This is a genomic window from Paenibacillus sp. RU5M (assembly GCF_900221055.1).
Classification (GTDB): domain Bacteria; phylum Bacillota; class Bacilli; order Paenibacillales; family Paenibacillaceae; genus Paenibacillus; species Paenibacillus marchantiae.
Window position 1 is genome coordinate 39,480 of the sequence record NZ_OBQM01000024.1, and the last position, 19,079, is coordinate 58,558.

General features: G+C 42.5%; 10 protein-coding genes, 11 tRNA genes and 1 rRNA gene. All 22 read right to left on the minus strand.

The genetic code is table 11. The annotated features are described in order from the left end of the window. Positions 1 to 4: 4 nt before the first annotated feature. Positions 5 to 1,024 (minus strand): fatty acid desaturase family protein, encoded by a 1,020-nt coding sequence (locus CRO25_RS32310; RefSeq protein WP_079697716.1) that lies wholly within the window; start codon positions 1,022 to 1,024, stop codon positions 5 to 7. 43 nt (positions 1,025 to 1,067) lie between these two features. After that, positions 1,068 to 5,516 carry a non-ribosomal peptide synthetase gene (locus CRO25_RS32315; protein WP_079697717.1) on the minus strand — a complete coding sequence of 1,483 codons (4,449 nt, stop codon included), beginning with the start codon at positions 5,514 to 5,516 and terminating at the stop codon, positions 1,068 to 1,070. A 783-nt stretch (positions 5,517 to 6,299) separates the two neighbouring features. Continuing rightward, positions 6,300 to 8,132, minus strand: coding sequence for a glutamine--fructose-6-phosphate transaminase (isomerizing) (gene glmS, locus CRO25_RS32320; RefSeq protein ID WP_063567048.1), 1,833 nt, complete (start codon positions 8,130 to 8,132; stop codon positions 6,300 to 6,302). A 244-nt stretch (positions 8,133 to 8,376) separates the two neighbouring features. Beyond that, positions 8,377 to 8,544, minus strand: a complete 168-nt coding sequence (locus tag CRO25_RS33640) for a hypothetical protein (RefSeq protein ID WP_170867960.1) — start codon at positions 8,542 to 8,544, stop codon at positions 8,377 to 8,379. A 330-nt stretch (positions 8,545 to 8,874) separates the two neighbouring features. Next, positions 8,875 to 10,215, minus strand: a complete 1,341-nt coding sequence (gene glmM / locus CRO25_RS32330; RefSeq protein ID WP_064640679.1) for a phosphoglucosamine mutase — start codon at positions 10,213 to 10,215, stop codon at positions 8,875 to 8,877. 74 nt (positions 10,216 to 10,289) lie between these two features. Next, positions 10,290 to 11,771 carry a YbbR-like domain-containing protein gene (locus CRO25_RS32335; RefSeq protein ID WP_177031286.1) on the minus strand — a complete coding sequence of 494 codons (1,482 nt, stop codon included), beginning with the start codon at positions 11,769 to 11,771 and terminating at the stop codon, positions 10,290 to 10,292. Then, positions 11,764 to 12,603 (minus strand): diadenylate cyclase CdaA, encoded by an 840-nt coding sequence (cdaA, locus tag CRO25_RS32340; RefSeq protein ID WP_063567044.1) that lies wholly within the window; start codon positions 12,601 to 12,603, stop codon positions 11,764 to 11,766. The genes CRO25_RS32335 and cdaA overlap by 8 nt, the downstream gene beginning before the upstream one ends. 425 nt (positions 12,604 to 13,028) lie before the next feature. Next, on the minus strand, positions 13,029 to 13,643 hold the full coding sequence (locus tag CRO25_RS32345; RefSeq protein ID WP_063567043.1) for a zf-HC2 domain-containing protein: 615 nt from the start codon (positions 13,641 to 13,643) through the stop codon (positions 13,029 to 13,031). A gap of 135 nt (positions 13,644 to 13,778) precedes the next feature. Further along, a complete protein-coding gene (sigW, locus tag CRO25_RS32350; RefSeq protein WP_017692117.1) occupies positions 13,779 to 14,345 on the minus strand; it encodes an RNA polymerase sigma factor SigW in 567 nt (188 codons plus the stop codon). 255 nt (positions 14,346 to 14,600) lie between these two features. Further along, on the minus strand, positions 14,601 to 17,393 hold the full coding sequence (ppc, locus tag CRO25_RS32355; protein WP_079697719.1) for a phosphoenolpyruvate carboxylase: 2,793 nt from the start codon (positions 17,391 to 17,393) through the stop codon (positions 14,601 to 14,603). A gap of 575 nt (positions 17,394 to 17,968) precedes the next feature. After that, a tRNA-Gly gene (locus tag CRO25_RS32360) sits at positions 17,969 to 18,039 on the minus strand. Positions 18,040 to 18,048: 9 nt separating this feature from the next. Continuing rightward, positions 18,049 to 18,122 (minus strand) — tRNA-Pro (locus CRO25_RS32365). A 16-nt stretch (positions 18,123 to 18,138) separates the two neighbouring features. Further along, a tRNA-Arg gene (locus CRO25_RS32370) sits at positions 18,139 to 18,215 on the minus strand. 20 nt (positions 18,216 to 18,235) lie between these two features. Then, positions 18,236 to 18,310: transfer RNA gene (locus CRO25_RS32375), tRNA-Gly, on the minus strand. Positions 18,311 to 18,318: 8 nt separating this feature from the next. Then, positions 18,319 to 18,400, minus strand: a tRNA-Leu gene (locus tag CRO25_RS32380). A gap of 10 nt (positions 18,401 to 18,410) precedes the next feature. After that, a tRNA-Lys gene (locus CRO25_RS32385) sits at positions 18,411 to 18,483 on the minus strand. Between the two features lie 16 nt (positions 18,484 to 18,499). Continuing rightward, a tRNA-Gln gene (locus CRO25_RS32390) sits at positions 18,500 to 18,574 on the minus strand. A gap of 10 nt (positions 18,575 to 18,584) precedes the next feature. Next, a tRNA-Val gene (locus CRO25_RS32395) sits at positions 18,585 to 18,660 on the minus strand. A 6-nt stretch (positions 18,661 to 18,666) separates the two neighbouring features. Beyond that, positions 18,667 to 18,738: transfer RNA gene (locus CRO25_RS32400), tRNA-Glu, on the minus strand. 10 nt (positions 18,739 to 18,748) lie between these two features. Then, positions 18,749 to 18,821 (minus strand) — tRNA-Thr (locus tag CRO25_RS32405). A gap of 3 nt (positions 18,822 to 18,824) precedes the next feature. After that, a tRNA-Asn gene (locus CRO25_RS32410) sits at positions 18,825 to 18,900 on the minus strand. 84 nt (positions 18,901 to 18,984) lie between these two features. Then, positions 18,985 to 19,079, minus strand: a 5S ribosomal RNA gene (gene rrf / locus CRO25_RS32415); the annotation flags it as partial.

Here is a 19,079-nt window from a genome sequence, read left to right on the forward strand (position 1 = left end):
GATGCTATTGTTGTTTAAAGTTTAATTTTTTTACAACATCATCGATCACAGAACTGAATCCAGGCAGAAATGTTTTAAAGAAGCCCGTACAATGATGAGCCTTTGCGTATTCTGGGTTTTTCATCAAAACGATATGCGCTTTTTTTAAATTATAATGAGGAATATATGCAAAAAGGTGATGCACAATATGATAGTTGTCATGATGAGGAGATAAGATGAGTCTTTCTAGCCAATTGCCATAATTGTTTCTGCTTGAGTACAGGGGATCTGCCCCTTCCAAACCCGAGTGGTCTGAAAGATCAGACCAAAACCGAATAATGGGAAAAACAGTAACCAGTGTCACAAACCAATACAATATAAGCTGCAACCAGAAATCGAATGTAATTGATAGTACGATTACAGTGGACCACACTCCCAACTTAATCACATATTCCACAGGTGTCTGTTCCTCTCTAGAGAAAAACCTCGTAATGCAGCCTTGAATGTTCTTGAAGATATGCTTGATAATGAAGGAGCCAAAAATATATTTGAACACGAATTCCTTCTTGGATATCGGCGTCTGGCTCAGACCCAGAGATTTTAGCTCTGAAGTATCTGGATCCTGGTCGGTCCATAAGTATTTATGATGTTTATAATGGGAGTTGCAATACGCAGTGTAGTTCGTAAATGTCGGAAAGGCCACAAAAATAGATGCTACCCATTTATTCAGTTTGCGATTTTTAAATAACATCCCATGACTTGCTTCATGCATGAGGTTGTCCAATCCTCTCATTCTTCCTCCAATCAAAATAATTGAGAGTATATAAACGAAAAAGTTGGGATACATCTGAGATACAGTAATGGCCGTCGTAATCAGTAACCAGTCCAGGGCGATCGAGAAGAAGTTATACCAATTATTTTTTGCCTGAAGATTTCGTATTTCCTTAAGTATTTCTTTACTAAAAGGAATTCCCTTGTAGTATTGGATATCTTGGAGATCTGTTTCATATTGATTCTTTCGTTTTTTGGCAACCGATTCACTCATATAATAGAACTCCTATTCAATTTTTTAGTAAAATCCTACCTGACTATTGAAATAAATCGTCCAATTCATCTTGTGATATATCTAGCTTAAAATCGGAAGGAGTAAACTCTTTATTGTTTTTTTTCGCGCAAAAACGGGCAATCTCTTTTATCTTCTCTATATAATTATTTAAGAATCCTTGCATGGTCTCAGAGTAAAACCTGTTTTTGCTAAACGTAATCTCGATGTGAAATTTTTGATTCACTACCATAGCTACTATATCTATGAGTGCAGTAAGATGATTACTATTCCCACTGTTTAATCCACAATCCATATAAGACGGTCGTAAAAAGCTGTTGTTAAACGCACTATCAAAATCCCCTAGGTAATTGAATCGAACCCTTTTACTTGTATCGTTTGGAATGGTTTGGTTTATAAATTGTAATATTCCAAAATGAAAGCCCTTGTTCGGTATCTTTTTCAATTGTTCTTTTAAAGTCTTCAATTGAACATCCAATCCCAGATCCTGTACGTTGAAATATGCAGGATATATACTGGTAAACCATCCAACAGTTCTAGATACATCCAGTTCTTCATGAATCGTTTCTCTTCCATGCCCTTCCAAATCAATTACAATCAAGTCTTGTTGCATGATTGGTTTCAGCGTTAATAGTAGGGCGACAATCAAACCTTCATGGAGAGTAAGTCCGTAAATATCATAAATTTTCTGGGAAAACTCATCAAGAAGTTGTTTATCCAATTCTGCTTTCACCATCACTGAGGAACTTATATCATCTGGTCCTTGTTCAAACTCAACAGGAAAATAAGCATCCTTCATTTGAACTTCTCTCCAGTAACCCATCTCCATCTCAGAAATCCCTTGGCTATAAGTGTGTAGGTGGTTGGACCAATCGCTAAATGAATTTGTTTTTAGTGGCAAAGAAGCTCTGTCCCCCTGTTGAAATTGTTCCAGTAGGATTACAAAATCCTCAATTAATATTCTCCAAGAGATACCATCAACAACAAGATGATGCGCAGTAAGCAAAATCAACTGCTCTTCCTCTCCTAAATTGAAGATACATCCTTTGAGCAATGGACCTATCTTCAAATCAAAACTCGACTTAATTTGATATCCAAGATCTTTTATTTTCTTTTCCCTAAAGCAATCCGCTTCATTTGAAAGATCGAAATATTCGACTCGACTAACATCATTACTAAAATCATTTCGGTAATACCACTCATTTTGATCCTCATTATAGTTAAGCCGTAACATATCATGATGCTCGATAAGATGATCAATGCATTTCCGAACATAGTCGGAGTTCACAGCTTTCTTGCACGACAACAAAATAGATTGATTATAATGGTTGGCCTCCTTAAAATCTTGCGCCAAGAACCACTCCATAATCGGTGTCATTTCTACAACTCCAGTACATCGATCTTGATCTACTGGATTAACATTCTCTCTTACAGTCATCGCCGCAGCAATCTCTTCGATATACCCTTTGCTGAGAATGTCTTTTACAGTGATATCAATATTGGAATTTTTCAACTTGGAAGCGATTTGAATAGCTTTTATAGAATCACCACCAATTTGGTAAAAATCGTCATTCATACTAATATCTTTAACACCAAGAATCTCTTCCATAGCATGTATTAGTTCTTTTTCTTCGTGGCTGCGATAGCTGATGATTTCTTTCACATTGTCATCTTCTATGCCTAATAAGTTAAAATTAACTTTGCCGTTCACCGTTAATGGTAGCTGTTCTAGAAAAACAAATTTATTCGGAATCATATAAGTTGGCAGATGCTTTAACAGCCAGATTTTCAGCTCTCCAACGTTTAACGCTTTCTCGCTAACATAGTAAGCGTAGAGCAATTTTCCCTTAACCCTTACAACGACGTCATTTATGGGCTTATAATCTAAAAGAAACTTTTCTATCTCTCCTAGCTCAATGCGATAACCTCTCAGCTTTACTTGGTTATCATTCCTTCCGATATACTCAATATTTCCATCAGGAAGATATCTCGCAATATCTCCTGTCTTATACATTTTTTCTCCTGGCCTGAAAGGATTATCTATAAAAATTCTTTCAGTTAATTCGTGTCTATTCAAGTAACCTCTAGCCACACCATCACCCGAAATATAGATTTCACCGGGCAATCCCGTGGGTATCGGGCCAAAATACTTATTTAATAAATAAATTTGTGTATTGTCGATAGCTACGCCAATAGGAACTGAACCACGGCTATCTTTTTCGACATCGTACTTATAAGTCATACAACCCACGGTAGCTTCTGTCGGTCCGTATTCATTGTAGATTTCTATAACCCCACCAAAGCTATCCACCACTTCTTTTGCGATTGTAACCTTGAGATTATCTCCTCCCACGATCATTTTTTTGACGGAAGAGTTCCGATTATCCATATCCTTGATCAAGGTAAGATGCGCTGGTGTAAGCTTAATAATTGTGGCCTGATTTTCCTTCATAACCTTGTCTAGAATAAACTCTCCACCATCATCGGCATAAATGGAAATTTGATTGCCAGCAATCAAAGGAGCAAAGATCGAAGTTACTGTTAAATCAAAAGAAATTGAGGAATATAGTGCAAAGATTTCATTCTCTCCTGCATACGTTTTATTGGCCCACCAAATGTAATTGATCAGATTTTGGTGTTCAATCATAACCCCCTTGGGGTTACCAGTTGAGCCTGATGTATAAATCATATAAACGAGATCATTGGCAGAGGAGCCTCGATCTACATTTCTGCTATTCACTGTGTAAATCTCTTCATATCGAAGATCCAATATTCGACCTTGAAATTCTAAACCCGATGGTAAGTCATCATTCGTCAATAAGAGAATGGCTTCTGAATCCGTCAACATGAAATTTATTCTCTCTATTGGATAAGTCGGTTCAATCGGTAGATATGCTCCGCCAGCTTTCAGTACTCCTAAAATAGCAATAATAAGTTCAAAGGAATGAGATGCCCGAATTGCTATAATTTTTTCTTTCGTTACTCCTTGCTTTTCCAGTAATAAAGCCAACTGGTTCGCTTTGTCGTTTAGTTCTCTGTATGAAATTGTTTTGCCCTCGAAATGCAGTGCCACATGATCTGGGGTTTTCTCTACCTGTTCCTCGAAAATCTGATGGACTGCTTTATCATGGGGATAGCTTGCCTTCGTCGAATTCAAGGCATAGATGCGTTTATGAAACTCTTCCTCACTACATAGATGAATATCCTTAATCAGCCTTGTTGGATCTATCACAATTTGATTTAAAATATGATGCATACTCTCATACATAATGTGAATTTCTTCTTCGGCATATTCGTTAATTTTATAGTCAAAATTAAGCTTTATCTCCTTGTTTGTCCACTCATTTACAATTAATTGCATAGAATAACTCTGATTTTGACCGTGATATTCCCTTACTTCAGCCGGAAATCCAGCAACATGCTCAAAGTATTGGGTATTATAATAATTTACGCAAATTTTGAAAAGGCTGTCGTAACCTTTTTTATTTAATCCAAGATCAGTAATCAACAAATCATAAGGATATTTTTGATGAATATAAGATTGTTTCAACTCCAGAATCACCGCTTTGAAGAGTTCATTTATAGTCCAATCTGGATTTATATTCATTCTTACAGGAACTGTACTCGTATACATACCAACCGTCTGCTTATCTTCTTTATCAGTTCGGTTCATTACAGGGGTACCCAGGACAATATCTTCTTGATTCAATACTTTATGAAGATAAATCAACATCACAGTTATAAAAAAAGTGTTTAGTGAGGTCCGGTGATCTACGATGAAGTTATTAATTTTTACAGACATCTCTTGACTGATAATAAATGATTGACGTTTAGCTTCCAGACTTGTAATACCTTTATATAAAAAAAATTCTGGCATATCACTAAATTTCTCATGCCAGTATGCTTTATTCTTCAGAAAACGTTTTGACTGAAAGTATTTTTTTTCTTTATCAATGTAATCCACATAGGAATAATAAATTGCAGGTAATTGCTTTTTTCCTTCCAATAAATTGGCGTATTGATCACAGATTTGTTGCTGAATAATTGCAGTTGACCAACCATCAGATATAATGTGATGTATCTTTAGTAAAAGACCATATTCCGACTCGCTTATTTTATAAATTACAATGTAATACAAAACTTTATTTTCCAATTCAAACGGTTTATCGAATTGTTCTTGTGCCCAATTCTCCATAACCCCTTTAGGTTCTTCGTAATTACTGAAATCCATAAAGTCAATATTATACTGATTATCCTCATTGACATACTGATAAGGTTCCCCAGATTCCTCAGCAAAACGCAAATGCATTCCTTCATGACTCCGTATGACATTTTGAATTGCTAGCATAAAAAGGTCTGTACTAAGACGGCCTTTTATATGTAAGCATCCTCCAATATTGTGGAGTGGAGAATTTGTATGTATTTTTTCGATATACCATATACGTTTTTGCGGGTGGGTCAAATTCATAACCATAAATCTACTCCCCTTAAATTTCTCATTATATTTAGTCATTAATTATCCATCGGTCAATTATTTTCTATACTATAGTTGTTAATCGTATTGAGAATTAAATAACCTTACTGCACTTTGACATAGCCTTTGATTACAGTTCAATGATAAGGCATACTCTCTTAAGCTATAGCAGTATTTAAAACACAGTATTGTGATTACTCTGTATAGCAATCATTTATTCATGATGCACAAAAAATACAATTTTTTTTGAATTGAACGATAAAATTTTACATAACTCCCTATACCCAAATGCCATCCTCAAAGAATTCATATAAAATATGTATTTTCATTTTACTATTCTCGAATTTAAGCAATAGAATATCTATTCTCCAATCTCCATTATTTATCAATTAAATAAAAGGAATTTTTATACTTATAATAATATTATCTGGAATAGATTAAGTCAACAAAATTTTACAATTTAGCAATTTTATTGAGAAAAATGTCGTATTTATCTTTTAGGGAACATTCGATCCCAAAATACGTTTAAATGGTCATAGTCTCAAAACATATAGACCTGTTTAGATGTATCCTTCATAAAAGTTCTTCAACACATTTCTTGCCACTTTCTTGCCACCAAGAATACCTCCACAAAAATTCCAAATAACAAATTAATTACGAGAATTCAAGGATTTATTTATCCCAATAGTGTAAAGTCCCAACAAAAATAAAAAAGCTGCTTCCGATGAAATCTGGAAGCAGCTTTTTTTACTCTATAAACATGTAATAATTTAGTTTAAAGTCTTACTCTACCGTTACGCTTTTCGCCAGGTTACGTGGTTTATCCACATCGTGACCCAGTGCCAGGGAAGCGTAGTATGCAAGCAATTGCAATGCTACAACGGACAGAGCCGGGCTAAGCAGTGGCAGCGTCTTAGGAATTGCAAACGCTTGGTCAACGGATTTCAGCAATGGTGCTACGTGCTCTTCGTACGTAATTGCCAGTACGTCTGCGCCACGTGCTTTCACTTCTTTGATGTTGCTCACGGTTTTCTCCAAAACGTTCTCCTGCGTTGCCAGAGCAATGACAGGGATACCGTCCTCGATCAATGCGAGCGTACCATGTTTCAACTCACCCGCAGCATACGCTTCGGAGTGAATATAAGAGATCTCTTTCAGTTTCAACGATCCTTCTTGTGCTACTGCATAATCCAGACCGCGGCCGATGAAGAAGAGATGTTCATGTTTGGAGATTTGCTCTGCATATCCTTTAATAGCTTCCGCTTGCTCCAGCATGGATTCAACTTGCTCAGGCAATGCTTGCATTGCTGCCAGCATGTGAGCAATCTCTTCTGCTGTTTGCGTGCCACGAACTTGTGCAAGGTACAGACCCAGCAGGTTGAACGCGATCAACTGCGAAGTATACGCTTTGGTAGAAGCTACTGCAATTTCCGGTCCTGCCAGTGTTGCAATCACATCGTCCGCATCACGTGCAATGGAGCTACCTACAACGTTAGTGATGGCGAGTACATGTGCACCATTTGACTGTGCTTCACGCAGTGCAGCAAGTGTATCAGCCGTTTCACCGGATTGGCTCACCACGATCACAAGTGTATCTTTGCTTACGATCGGGGAACGATAGCGGTATTCGGAAGCAACATCTGTTTCTACCGGAATACGTACCAGTTGCTCGATTACAGTACGTCCAACCAGACCTGCATGGTACGCTGTACCACAAGCGATGATTTGAACGTTACGGATATTTTTGATTTGTTCTTCAGTCATTTTCAACTCAGGAAGTTGAACCTTTTTGCTTTCATTATCGATGCGACCCAGCATTGTATCACGATATGCTTTTGGTTGCTCATGAATTTCTTTCAGCATGAAGTGCTCGAATCCGCCTTTTTCTGCAGTTACAGCATCCCAATCGACACGAATCATTTCCCGAGAAATAAAGTTACCTTCAATCGTCATCAATTCGACAGCATCATGTGTCAATACAGCCATTTCACCATCATTCAGAATGTACACGTTACGTGTATGTTCCAGAATTGCCGGGATGTCGGAACCAATGAAGTTCTCGCCTTCACCAATACCAATAATCAATGGGCTTGCTTGACGCACAGCTACGAGTTTCTCAGGCTCATGCTCTGTCAATACACCCAGTGCGAATGCGCCACGCAACAACGTGATCACTTTTTGCACTGTTTTAACGATATCACCATTGTATTCACGCGCAATCAGGTGAGAAATAACCTCAGTATCTGTCTCGGAAGTGAACGTGTGACCTTGAGCCATCAATTCGTCCTTCAGATCCAGGTAGTTCTCAATAATACCGTTATGCACAACAGAGAACTTCTGGCTTCCATCCGTGTGTGGATGAGAGTTCTCATCCGATGGTTTACCATGAGTTGCCCAACGTGTGTGTCCGATTCCGGCATTACCTACCAGTGGTGCACCATCCAGCTTAGCTTCAAGATTCGCAAGACGACCAAGAGCTTTCGTGATTTGCAGACCTTCTGGTGTGAATACCGCGATACCTGCAGAATCATAACCACGATACTCGAGTTTCTTCAATCCTTCGACCAATACCGATTGAGTGTTCTTATTACCAATATATCCAACAATACCGCACATAGTTTATTTCCTCCGATTGTATATGAATACTGTGTCACGAAGAGAAACAGGCTGGCACGGCATATCGAAAAAATGAAAATGATTGCCTAACGTATCATGAAAACTTTCAATTATTCAATTATCAATGATCAGAGCAGCCTCTTGCCGCTCCGCAGTCATAAGCTGTTATTAGATGCAATCATGAATGTACATCATTTTCCCGTCCGCGCACTGTTCACGCTCTTCGCGCACATTCATTTGAATTTTAGTTGAATCTTGCACCTACCGGCGCGTTGTGTGGACAGTCACCCATCCATTTTCCGCAATCCGGTTCACGGCTCTGGTGCATCACCGGGAGGTCCCCGCCGAACAATCCGAACACCTCCACCTCGTCAGCTTGATTGCCGTCGATCTTGCTCAGTAGCATCTTCATTATTTCAAGATTCATACCGATCAAAATCCTTCCCGCGCAACTTCAAGCTCTGGCGCTTGTGTAACTAGTACCTTACGATCCTCACTTTCTGTGTCTGAATGACGACTCCACTCATTATATGCACGTCAGGTTCATTTTGCAATGGAGCAAAGTACCTGTGACAATTTCGGCATATTTACCCACAATCCCGACCGGATAAACAGACCCATGGTCTCACTAGGCCGGGACGTAGGAAAATGGGTTTGTATGGCATAAACCCTGTTAGATTAAACCTTATGAGACAGTGATTCCCTTGATACAACCGTGTTTGGAAGGCCTATAGATCAGGTCCTATACCAGTTCTTTTTGCACAACATCTGCAATTTGAGATACGAATTGTTCAAGTTCATCCTTATCTGGTCCTTCCGCCATAACGCGGATCAAGGATTCAGTCCCGGACGCACGAACGAGTACACGTCCATTATCGCCCAGATGCTGCTCGACTGTAGCAATAGCTTGCTCAATCGCCGAATTGCCCTCGTATTTGCTCTTATCTTCAACGCGCACGTTCACCAATACTTGTGGATACTGGGTCATCAGCGCCTTAAGTTCACTCAGTTTTTTACCGGAAGCTTTCATCGTGTCCACGAGCTGAATCGCTGTCAGCATGCCGTCGCCTGTTGTATTGTAATCCAGGAAAATAACATGACCGGACTGCTCTCCACCCAGGTTATAACCCCCACGGCGCATCTCTTCCATCACATAACGGTCACCCACGGCAGTCTTTGCTGTTTTCAGTGCCAGTTTCTCCGTTGCTTTGTAGAATCCGATGTTACTCATTACGGTAGATACCACGGTACTGTCTTTCAACTTACCTGCGCGATTCATCGCATCACCACAGATACACAGAATGAAGTCACCATCGACCTCAGCGCCTGTCTCATCAATAGCAATCAGTCGATCCGCATCCCCGTCAAAAGCAAGGCCCAGATCCGCATTATGTTTCAGCACCTCTTGTTTCAAATGCTCCGGGTGAGTTGATCCGCATTGCTCATTGATATTCAGGCCGTTAGGCTCAGCGCCAATGGCAATGACTTCTGCACCAAGTTCTCTGAATAATTTGGGTGCCAGCTCATAAGCTGCTCCATTAGCACAGTCCAGAACAATTTTGAGTCCTGAGAACGATTCATTTACCGTTGTTTTCAGGTAGTCCAAATAGCGATAACGGGATTCTTCATCCACAATTACGGTTCCCAAACCACCACCCACAGGGCGTGGCAATTGATCCGTTTCTGCATCCATCAATTCTTCGATCCGGTTCTCCGTCTCATCCGACAGTTTGAAGCCATCTCCCCCAAAAAATTTGATTCCGTTATCCTCAACCGGATTGTGGGAAGCCGAGATCATTACCCCTGCATCGGCTTTCAGCAGACGAGCAATATACGCCACTCCAGGAGTGGATACAACGCCCAGACGAATTACATCGGCGCCAATGGACAGCAAACCTGCAACCAGTGCGGATTCCAGCATAAGCCCCGAGATTCGGGTATCCATACCGATAACCACTTTTGGTCTTTCCACACCACCTGCAAGCACATAACCACCACAACGTCCGATGCTGTAAGCCAGCTCCGCCGTTAACTCTTTATTGGCAACACCTCTTACGCCGTCTGTACCAAAATATTTCCCCATGATCTAACTCCTTCTATTCGCATCATATAAGAGCATAAACGTTATTTTTAAAATTCTGTACTGAACATTTTCTTTTACGGATTGGAGCCACTATTACTGCTACCACTGTTATTGGAGTTACCTCGACTGGTATTCCCCTGCTGGCTCTGCTCCTGATTGTCCGTATTCGATTCTGTTTCTTCTTCTCCAGGAGCAGTTTCGGTATCCCCATTCTCGACTTCGGCTGGTGAAGGATCAGGCCCCACCGTTCCTTCATCATTCGGATCTTCGCCAGGAGCAACCGTCGTATCATCAGACTTTTCGCTAATTTTGACGGTAGCGCTCAGATCAACTGATGATTCATCCAGTTTGGCAAACCGAGGCAAGTCAGCCTCAAGCTTTATTTCATGCGTACCTACCGCAAGTCCAGCAAGATCCGCAGTCAACTTGATATCATCGCTACTTAGACCTTCAAGCATCGTTGAAGAACCTCTAAGCGTAATATTCAAGCCGCCACTTTTGGGAGTAACCAGTGTCCCTTCCAGCCCGTTCCCCTCGCCAGTAAGCGTAATGGGTACGTTCGGAAAGACTTTGGTCGTCTCCTGAAGCTCATCATAAGGCGATACCGTCACCTTAAGCTGAATCGAACTAGGCTCGATTTTCTCAAAACCGGGCGGCGGCGTCAAGTCCACGTTAACTGTCGACGTCCCTGCCTCATCGAACTGAGTAAGATCAAGGGTTACTTGGTCGTAGGACTGTATACCCGCAAGCGCATCCTCTGTTCCGTAAACCGAGACTTCTTTCACGCTTGGCTCAACCGTGGAGAGCACCATTCCCTCCGGCAACTGTCCCGAATATTTGATTCTTAAGGGCACAGTTGTATAGGGCTGACTGACAGGAATACGGACTTCTACGGTTTCTGGTGTAACAATCGCATTTTCAATGACCTTGCCTTCGGCATCATATGCCTGAAGCTTCACTTTTTTCTGCGTCACGTCATCCTTCGCATCCTTCACGCTCACACTGCCCTGAACCTTCTCTACGGCGTCAAGCTGCCCTTCCGGCAGAGTTACCTTAACTGGACCTGAAGGTTCAACAACGGGCGTTCCAGCGTTATATCCGGCGGATGGTTCTCCTTCGGGTACAATATTCACATCAAAGGATTTGGTGCCCAATTTTTCCACGTTGACCGTAACCATGGAAGGCTCCATGCTGACTACCTCAACCCCGGAAGGCAGATCAGGCACCAATGGCAGTGTATTGGACCCATCCTTCACCTGACTAAGATCCACTAGCACTTTATAATCATCATTTGTAAAAATCGAAGTTAACATCGAACGCTGCCCTTTAATCTCCAGACGGACCTCATCCGTACTTAATGAAGTAAGTACATAGGAGTTGCTGTCGAGTCCATAAGGCTGAACAGGCACAGTGCGCTCCACAACCTTATTCGTTGTCCCGGTCGAGATCGTTGGCGTAGTTGGTACTTCATCCAGATGTATCATGAACCAGAGCAACAAACTCACCGCTAAAGCGAGAATCTTGGCAAAATTGTTGTTATTGAACCATTTATCCATTTTTACGTCCCCCCTTCCGTTTCCAGAAGGTAGTCCAACCATTCTTTTTAGTCAGATTGGATGTTGGACGCAGTTCTTCGTACAGTTTGGCAATCAGCGATTCTTCCTTAATATCACGAACAACCTGTCCATTCATCGCAAGCGACACTTGTCCTGTCTCCTCCGAAACAACCAAACAGATCGCATCCGCAACCTCGGTAATCCCGATTGCTGCACGGTGACGCGTTCCTAGCTCTTTGCTAATAAACGGATTCTCGGACAAAGGCAAATAACAGGCTGCCGCCGAAATCTGTTTGCCCTGTATAATGACGGCTCCATCATGGAGCGGTGTATTCGGAATAAAAATGTTAATCATCAGCTCTGAGCTGACCAGAGATTGCATCTGGATCCCGGACTCTGTGTAATCGTTCAGACCCGTTTCCCGTTCGAATACAACCAGTGCACCAATTTTACGTCGTGACAAATAATTTACGGACTTAATAATCTCACCAATTAACACCGTTAATTCTTCATCACTTGCTGCTGCCGAGCGTCCAAACAGTTTGCCTCGACCCAATTGCTCCAGACCACGGCGCAGTTCCGGTTGGAAGATAATAAAGACCGCAACGACACCAAACGTAAACATCTGGTTCATTAGCCATTTGAGCGTATAGAGGTTTAGCCACGTACTTAGTGCCCAGATCACTACAAGGAACAGAATACCTTTAAGCAGCTGAACCGCACGGGTACCCCGCACAAGCAAAATCAATTTGTACATAATATAGGTAACGATCAATATATCGATAACGTCCTTAATGGACTCTTTCCACGTTAAGTCAGCAAAATAGTTCATAAGCCAGCCCCCGCTATCCCCATTGATGAGTAAACCCTGCTCTCATATTAACCCATTAGGATTTAATTAATCCTTTTCTCGCATTTGCATAATCCATTCAAGCTCACTCTCAGGTACAAAAGTTGGCCAGGCAGGAGCACTCTGATCCAACCAACGTATAGACGAATAGAATTATTTCGATCTATATTTTGCGGATTGAAAGACGCTCTTTGGATTTATGCAAAAAGCTTATCTATATGTAGTAGTATGTTCTCTTTAGTATCTAGGTTATAACGTTAACGTTCAGGTTGCAAGTTACGGGAGTCACAAACTGCGCAGAAACAACACAAATCCCATAAATTACAAAGTCATTAGATAAAAAAAGAGTACCCCAGCAATCTGGAGGTACCCTGCTTGGTATATACCATTGAAGAATCTACCCTGATTTAGCGGTAAGCCACTTCATTTACCATATTGGTTATTTTGTACCAGAACCAGTCCAGCGCCTGATCAATACTTTTCACCTGACCGGAAATATGTGCCGTTGAAGCCTGATACAACTGTCCGTCGATGACCGTCAGATTGCCATTTACATCACCGTATACCTGAGCAGTTCCATTCTCTATCGTAAGATCGCCAGCAATGGACTTGCCCTCCGGAACAATAACCGTGTTTCCTTCAATCACGATCTGGTCCAGATTATTTCCCTTAACGACCATTTCGTTATTTTGATTCCAGAAATTCCAGGCGCTAAAGAGCATCACGACCAAAAAGAAGGCTGCCGCCGTCAGCGCGGGATGTCCTTTGACCCATTTGAGCCATATTTGCTGTCTCTTGGGCTGGGGCAGAGCATTCATAATTCGATTGGTCAGCTCATCCGAGGCAGACGGTGAATAGTGTTTCATGGCAAAGAGTAGCATTTCCGTCTGTTCCAACTCTTTAAAGCGCATGCGACAATCCGGACAGGTCACAAGGTGACTTTTCAGTTCAACCTTCTGGGCCGGGGACAACGACTCATCCAAACATTCATGCATTAAAGAGACGGCCGAGTTGCAATCCATATGAGAGCCAATCCTTTCTTAGATCACTTAGTCCTTGCATCGCCAAAAAGCACGCATAAGACTTGCATACATTACATACGTATCCGTTTCGGATATGTTTCAAATAAATTCGCCCAAAATAAAGACGTTTTACATTTACAACTTGTACTCCAGTTTTTTACGCAAAAAATCACGCCCACGATGAACACGAGTCTTAATCGTTGTTACGGGCATACCTGTCACATCACTGATTTCCTGTAGCGACAAGTCCTGTAAATATCTCAAAATCATGACTGATTTATACTTGGCCGGCAAACTGTCAATCGCTTCACGGATAAGTGTCTGTGTCTCAGACAAAAGTGCTTCGCTCTCTGGTGTACGATCATCGCTTGGAAGCATCGCATAACCATCAGACCCTTCCTGATCATTCAGTTCTGCATCCAATGAATAAGAAGGTTTCTTCCGCCGTAAGCGGTCAATACACAGATTGGTTGCAATCCGGTATATCCAGGTTGAGAACTTCTGGTTCGGATCATACTTCTCCATATTGCGAAACACACGCAAAAACGTCTCCTGTACAACGTCTTCGGCTTCATGACGATTGTTCAGCATCCGGTATGCCAGATGAAACAGCTTGTCCTTGTATAATTCAACGATTTCTGCAAAGGCCCGCTGGTCACCCTTCAGTACCAGCTTAACAAGCCTGTTCTCCAAATTGTCCACCCTTATTCCCCCAGACATGCTGATGGGTCTTCCGCCTTCTGATACCCGTCCACACTTGTAATTCACCAATCAAATCGTAAATCAACTTTGGTCAAAAATCAAGACTGTGCCGGAAAATATCCGCCAAAAACAGTAAAAACGGGAACTCCCGAAGGAGTCCCGTTTCATCTCTCACTCAAGCTGAGGAAAGAATTAAGCTTTTACTATCTATACGGCTGGAAAATTCACTTCATATATTGTTAAGCAGATTAACGATCAACCCGTATTCCGAAGTCCTGCTGCAATGCCATTAATCGTAAGCAACACTTCACGCAGTAACTCTGTGTCATCCTCGCCACGCTCACGCATATCTCTGAGCTCACTCAGAAGTTGGACCTGCATGTAGGACAAAGGATCGACATACGGATTACGAAGTCGGATCGACTCTTGAATCACCGGTACATCATCCAGTATTTCAGCTTCTCCGGTAATTTTCAGAATCAGCTCTTTGGTGAGCTTGAATTCCGATTCAATCTGACCATAGATGCGATCACGTGCTTCCTCATTGGAAGTCATAGCCGAGTATTCCTTCGCAATGACTAGATCCGCTTTGGCAACAGCCATCTGCACGGTATCAATTAGTGTACGGAAGAATGGGAAGTTTTCATACATTTCTTTCAGGACAGACAGATTTTCTTCTTTATCCTGATAGTAACTTTGAAGTCCCGTTCCTGCCGCATACCATGCGGGAAGCAGATAACGACTTTGGGTCCAGGCAAATACCCAAGGGATCGCTCTAAGATCCTCGAACTTGTCGCTGTTTTTCCGTTTGGATGGACGTGAACCAATATTCAGTTCCCCAACCTCAGGCAGCGGTGTCGATTCCTTGAAGAAAGTAAAGAAGTCTGGATCACGGAAAATGAGATCCTGGTATTTCGTCAGGGATACTTCGGAAATATCTTTGATGATGCTGTCCCACTGACGCTCTGATTCCGACTCTTGCGGCTCCAGACCGTTGAGTGCAGCTGTAATCAAAGCCGATGTAGCCTGCTCAAGACTGCGGTATGCAATGCCCTGAAGGGAATAACGGGAAGAGATAACCTCACCCTGCTCTGTAATCTTGATTCCTCCACCAATGGTGTGTGGTGGTTGAGCAAGAATACTGCGGTTGAGAGGCATGCCTCCACGTCCGAGCGCCCCACCTCTACCATGGAAGAACTTCAGCTTAACGCCGTGTTTATTACCAACAGCAGTGATAGCATTCATCGCCACGCGCAACTCCCAGTTGGCTGTAACCACTCCGCCATCCTTGTTGCTGTCCGAGTAACCCAACATGATTTCATGAAGTTCATTCCGTCCACTCACACTTGCGCGATATACCGGAAGGTTGAACAGCTTCTCCATAATTTCCGAAGCGGCATGAAGATCATCAATCGTTTCAAACAATGGAACCGCTTGAAGCGTAGATACCACTTCACCGTTATGTTCTTTGCGGAACAAACCTACTTCTTTAGCAAATACCATAACCTCAAGCAGGTCACTTGCCCCTTGGGTCATACTAATCAGGTAGCTTGTGATACAACCGGCCCCAAACTCGCTCTGAGCACGCTTGATCGTACGGAATACGTCCAGACACTCTTTGGTCCCCTCTGTGTATTGGTGATAAGGGGAAGTCAGCGGACGAGGATCATCCAGCAAACGAGCCAGCAAATCGATTTTGCCATCTTCCGTCAAACGAGCATAATCTTCTACGATGTTCATCTTGGCCAAAATCTCTGACATCGCATTTTCATGCTCTTTGCTGTGCTGACGCACATCCAATGCAGCTGTATGGAAACCGAACAACTCCACTTGACGAATCATTTTGCGAATGGTCGTATCCGCTACATAGTCTGCAAAGTGATGACGCAGGCTGCGATCGATAATCATCAGATCATCCATCAGTCCTTGAGCGCTGTCATAGCGGTCAGGCTGTCCTACTTTGTTCTCATCCAGGACATTGTTCAGCTTGGCAATCATATATGCCAATTTAATACGATATGGCTCTTTTTCATTCCGCCACATATCCACTTTTTTCAATGTTACACAACTACGGTCTTGCTCAATCGACTGTACCAGTTCATCCGATACGTGAATGATGTTCGTGCTGAAGCTGAGATGTCCCATAAGTTCAATCATAATACGTTGATACTCACGTAAAGCGAGCTTACGCTGCATCAACAGTGTCTGCCATGTTACATCTGAAGTTACCGAAGGATTTCCATCCCGGTCTCCACCGATCCAGGAACCGAACCGCAAATACATCGGCACATGCCAGTCATGGTCAGGATAAAATTTATTCAGGCAGCGTTCAAGCTCCTGGTATACATCCGGAAGTACATGGAACAACGTTTCATGAAAGTAATACATTCCGTTCCGTACTTCATCAAGCACAGTCGGTTTACGGTCACGAAGCTCATCAGTCTGCCATAGTGTAATGACTTCGTTCAGCAGCTTCTCCCGCAACTGTTCACGTTCACGCAACGTCAGCGTAGGATTATCAAGTGACATGACATCTTCGGATATCCGTTTGTGGATGTCCAGTATAACCCGACGCATGGCTTCGGTCGGATGAGCTGTCATCACCAATTCCAGCGATAACTCCTCTAGAATATCCTCTACTTCCGTGTGAGACAGTCCGCGTTCCTTCAGATCTTGTACTGCTTTTTCAATCGATCCTGGCTGCACAGCGTCCCCTGCAGAACGTTCATAATCCCGTTTACGCCGGATCCGATGGTTTTGTTCAGCAATGTTAACTAATTGAAAATAAATCGCAAAAGCTCGAATCACCTGATGGCGATTTTCCGAGTCTAATTCCTGGATCATCGTTTTGAACTCTGCATAAAGTTCTGGCAAGAACTCTGCACGCAACGATTTGCTCGTTTCCCGAATCTTCTCAACGATATCTAGAAGCTCCGTGCCTCCTTGATGGACAAGAACTTCTCCGAGTATATTGCCCAGGAACCGCACGTCTCGCCGAAGCAGGTTGTTGGATTGGCTTTTGCTGGCGGTTACCATAGTTTCAGTCATGCTTATCCTCCCATCTGATCGTTCCATTCGTACACGTAAATTTGACACCTTCATAACATCATACAATAAAATGGTACGAAAATCTTTATTTTTCTACTAGTAAAAATGGGGATTTACCCTGATTTACAGCACAAAAACACGCTTTATTATTCATTTTCTTGTTCTGCTTCGATTAATGGTCAAATGCTGTCGCATGATACCTTTTTCACGTACTTTTTATACCTCGAATAACTCATACCTATTCTTAATTTTTCATAAATATACAGTTAGACTGGGAATGTTCGTTGTACCTGAATAGATTCGTATCTGCATGATTTCCATTGTTACAAACCAGACGAAACATAAAGAAACATGACCGGCAAAGCAAGCTTTTGTATACTTTATCACAGTGACGCAATAAATTAAAGAGTGTATTTATAATTTTTTGATTCTTTTAGCAGAATTTAATGAAGGAGTTTGGAGGTATTCTTTCACTTATCAAACGAATATAGAGGAGATTGGTATTATTAATGAGGTGTTGTTTCTATGAAAAAAAGAAAAGCCTCTGTATACAGAGGCTTTCTAATGAAACATGAAGCGGGTGATGGGAATCGAACCCACGCTATTAGCTTGGAAGGCTAAAGTTCTACCATTGAACTACACCCGCAAATAAAAATCGGGATGACACGATTTGAACATGCGACCCCCTGGTCCCAAACCAGGTGCTCTACCAAGCTGAGCTACATCCCGATACTTATGAAAATAATGGCGCGCCCTGAGAGATTCGAACTCCCGGCCTTTTGATTCGTAGTCAAACGCTCTATCCAGCTGAGCTAAGGGCGCATATAAAACTTTAAAAAGATTGGAGCGGACGATGGGAATCGAACCCACGACCCTCGCCTTGGCAAGGCGATGCTCTACCGCTGAGCCACGTCCGCAAAACCTATGCGCGTGGAGGGACTTGAACCCCCACGTCGTGAAACGCTAGATCCTAAGTCTAGTGCGTCTGCCAATTCCGCCACACGCGCATGTGAAAAGTGAGTCATGAAGGGCTCGAACCTTCGACACCCTGATTAAAAGTCAGGTGCTCTACCAACTGAGCTAATGACTCAAACTAAAAACTAAAATGGCTGGGGATATAGGATTTGAACCTATGCATGACGGAGTCAAAGTCCGTTGCCTTACCGCTTGGCTAATCCCCATTAAGTTAAGTGGTGGAGGCTGAGGGGATCGAACCCCCGACCCTCTGCTTGTAAGGCAGATGCTCTCCCAGCTGAGCTAAGCCTCCATCCTATGACCCGTAGGGGATTCGAACCCCTGTTACCTCCGTGAAAGGGAGGTGTCTTAACCCCTTGACCAACGGGCCCCATTTCCAAAGCTCTCAACCGGGATCGAACCGGTGACCTCATCCTTACCATGGATGCACTCTACCTACTGAGCTATGAGAGCAAATGGCTCCCCGAACAGGGCTCGAACCTGTGACAACTCGATTAACAGTCGAGTGCTCTACCAACTGAGCTATCAGGGAATAATATGCATTTGCAGTGCAAATGCAATTCATCATACAACGTTAACATGCAGAGCCTGTTTTCTATGTAGGATGAAAGAGTTCGCTTGGCGGCGTCCTACTCTCCCAGGACCCTGCGGTCCAAGTACCATCGGCGCTAGAGGGCTTAACGGTCGTGTTCGGGATGGGTACGTGTGGAA

Bases quoted from the DNA above. Each gene is read 5' to 3' on its own strand.
- CRO25_RS32345 (WP_063567043.1), bottom strand. From the start codon at position 13,643: ATGGATTGCAACTCGGCCGTCTCTTTAATGCATGAATGTTTGGATGAG.
- glmM (WP_064640679.1), bottom strand. From the start codon at position 10,215: ATGGGGAAATATTTTGGTACAGACGGCGTAAGAGGTGTTGCCAATAAA.
- ppc (WP_079697719.1), bottom strand. From the start codon at position 17,393: ATGACTGAAACTATGGTAACCGCCAGCAAAAGCCAATCCAACAACCTG.
- glmS (WP_063567048.1), bottom strand. From the start codon at position 8,132: ATGTGCGGTATTGTTGGATATATTGGTAATAAGAACACTCAATCGGTA.
- CRO25_RS32315 (WP_079697717.1), bottom strand. From the start codon at position 5,516: ATGGTTATGAATTTGACCCACCCGCAAAAACGTATATGGTATATCGAA.
- CRO25_RS32335 (WP_177031286.1), bottom strand. From the start codon at position 11,771: ATGGATAAATGGTTCAATAACAACAATTTTGCCAAGATTCTCGCTTTA.
- cdaA (WP_063567044.1), bottom strand. From the start codon at position 12,603: ATGAACTATTTTGCTGACTTAACGTGGAAAGAGTCCATTAAGGACGTT.
- CRO25_RS32310 (WP_079697716.1), bottom strand. From the start codon at position 1,024: ATGAGTGAATCGGTTGCCAAAAAACGAAAGAATCAATATGAAACAGAT.
- CRO25_RS33640 (WP_170867960.1), bottom strand. From the start codon at position 8,544: ATGAAGATGCTACTGAGCAAGATCGACGGCAATCAAGCTGACGAGGTG.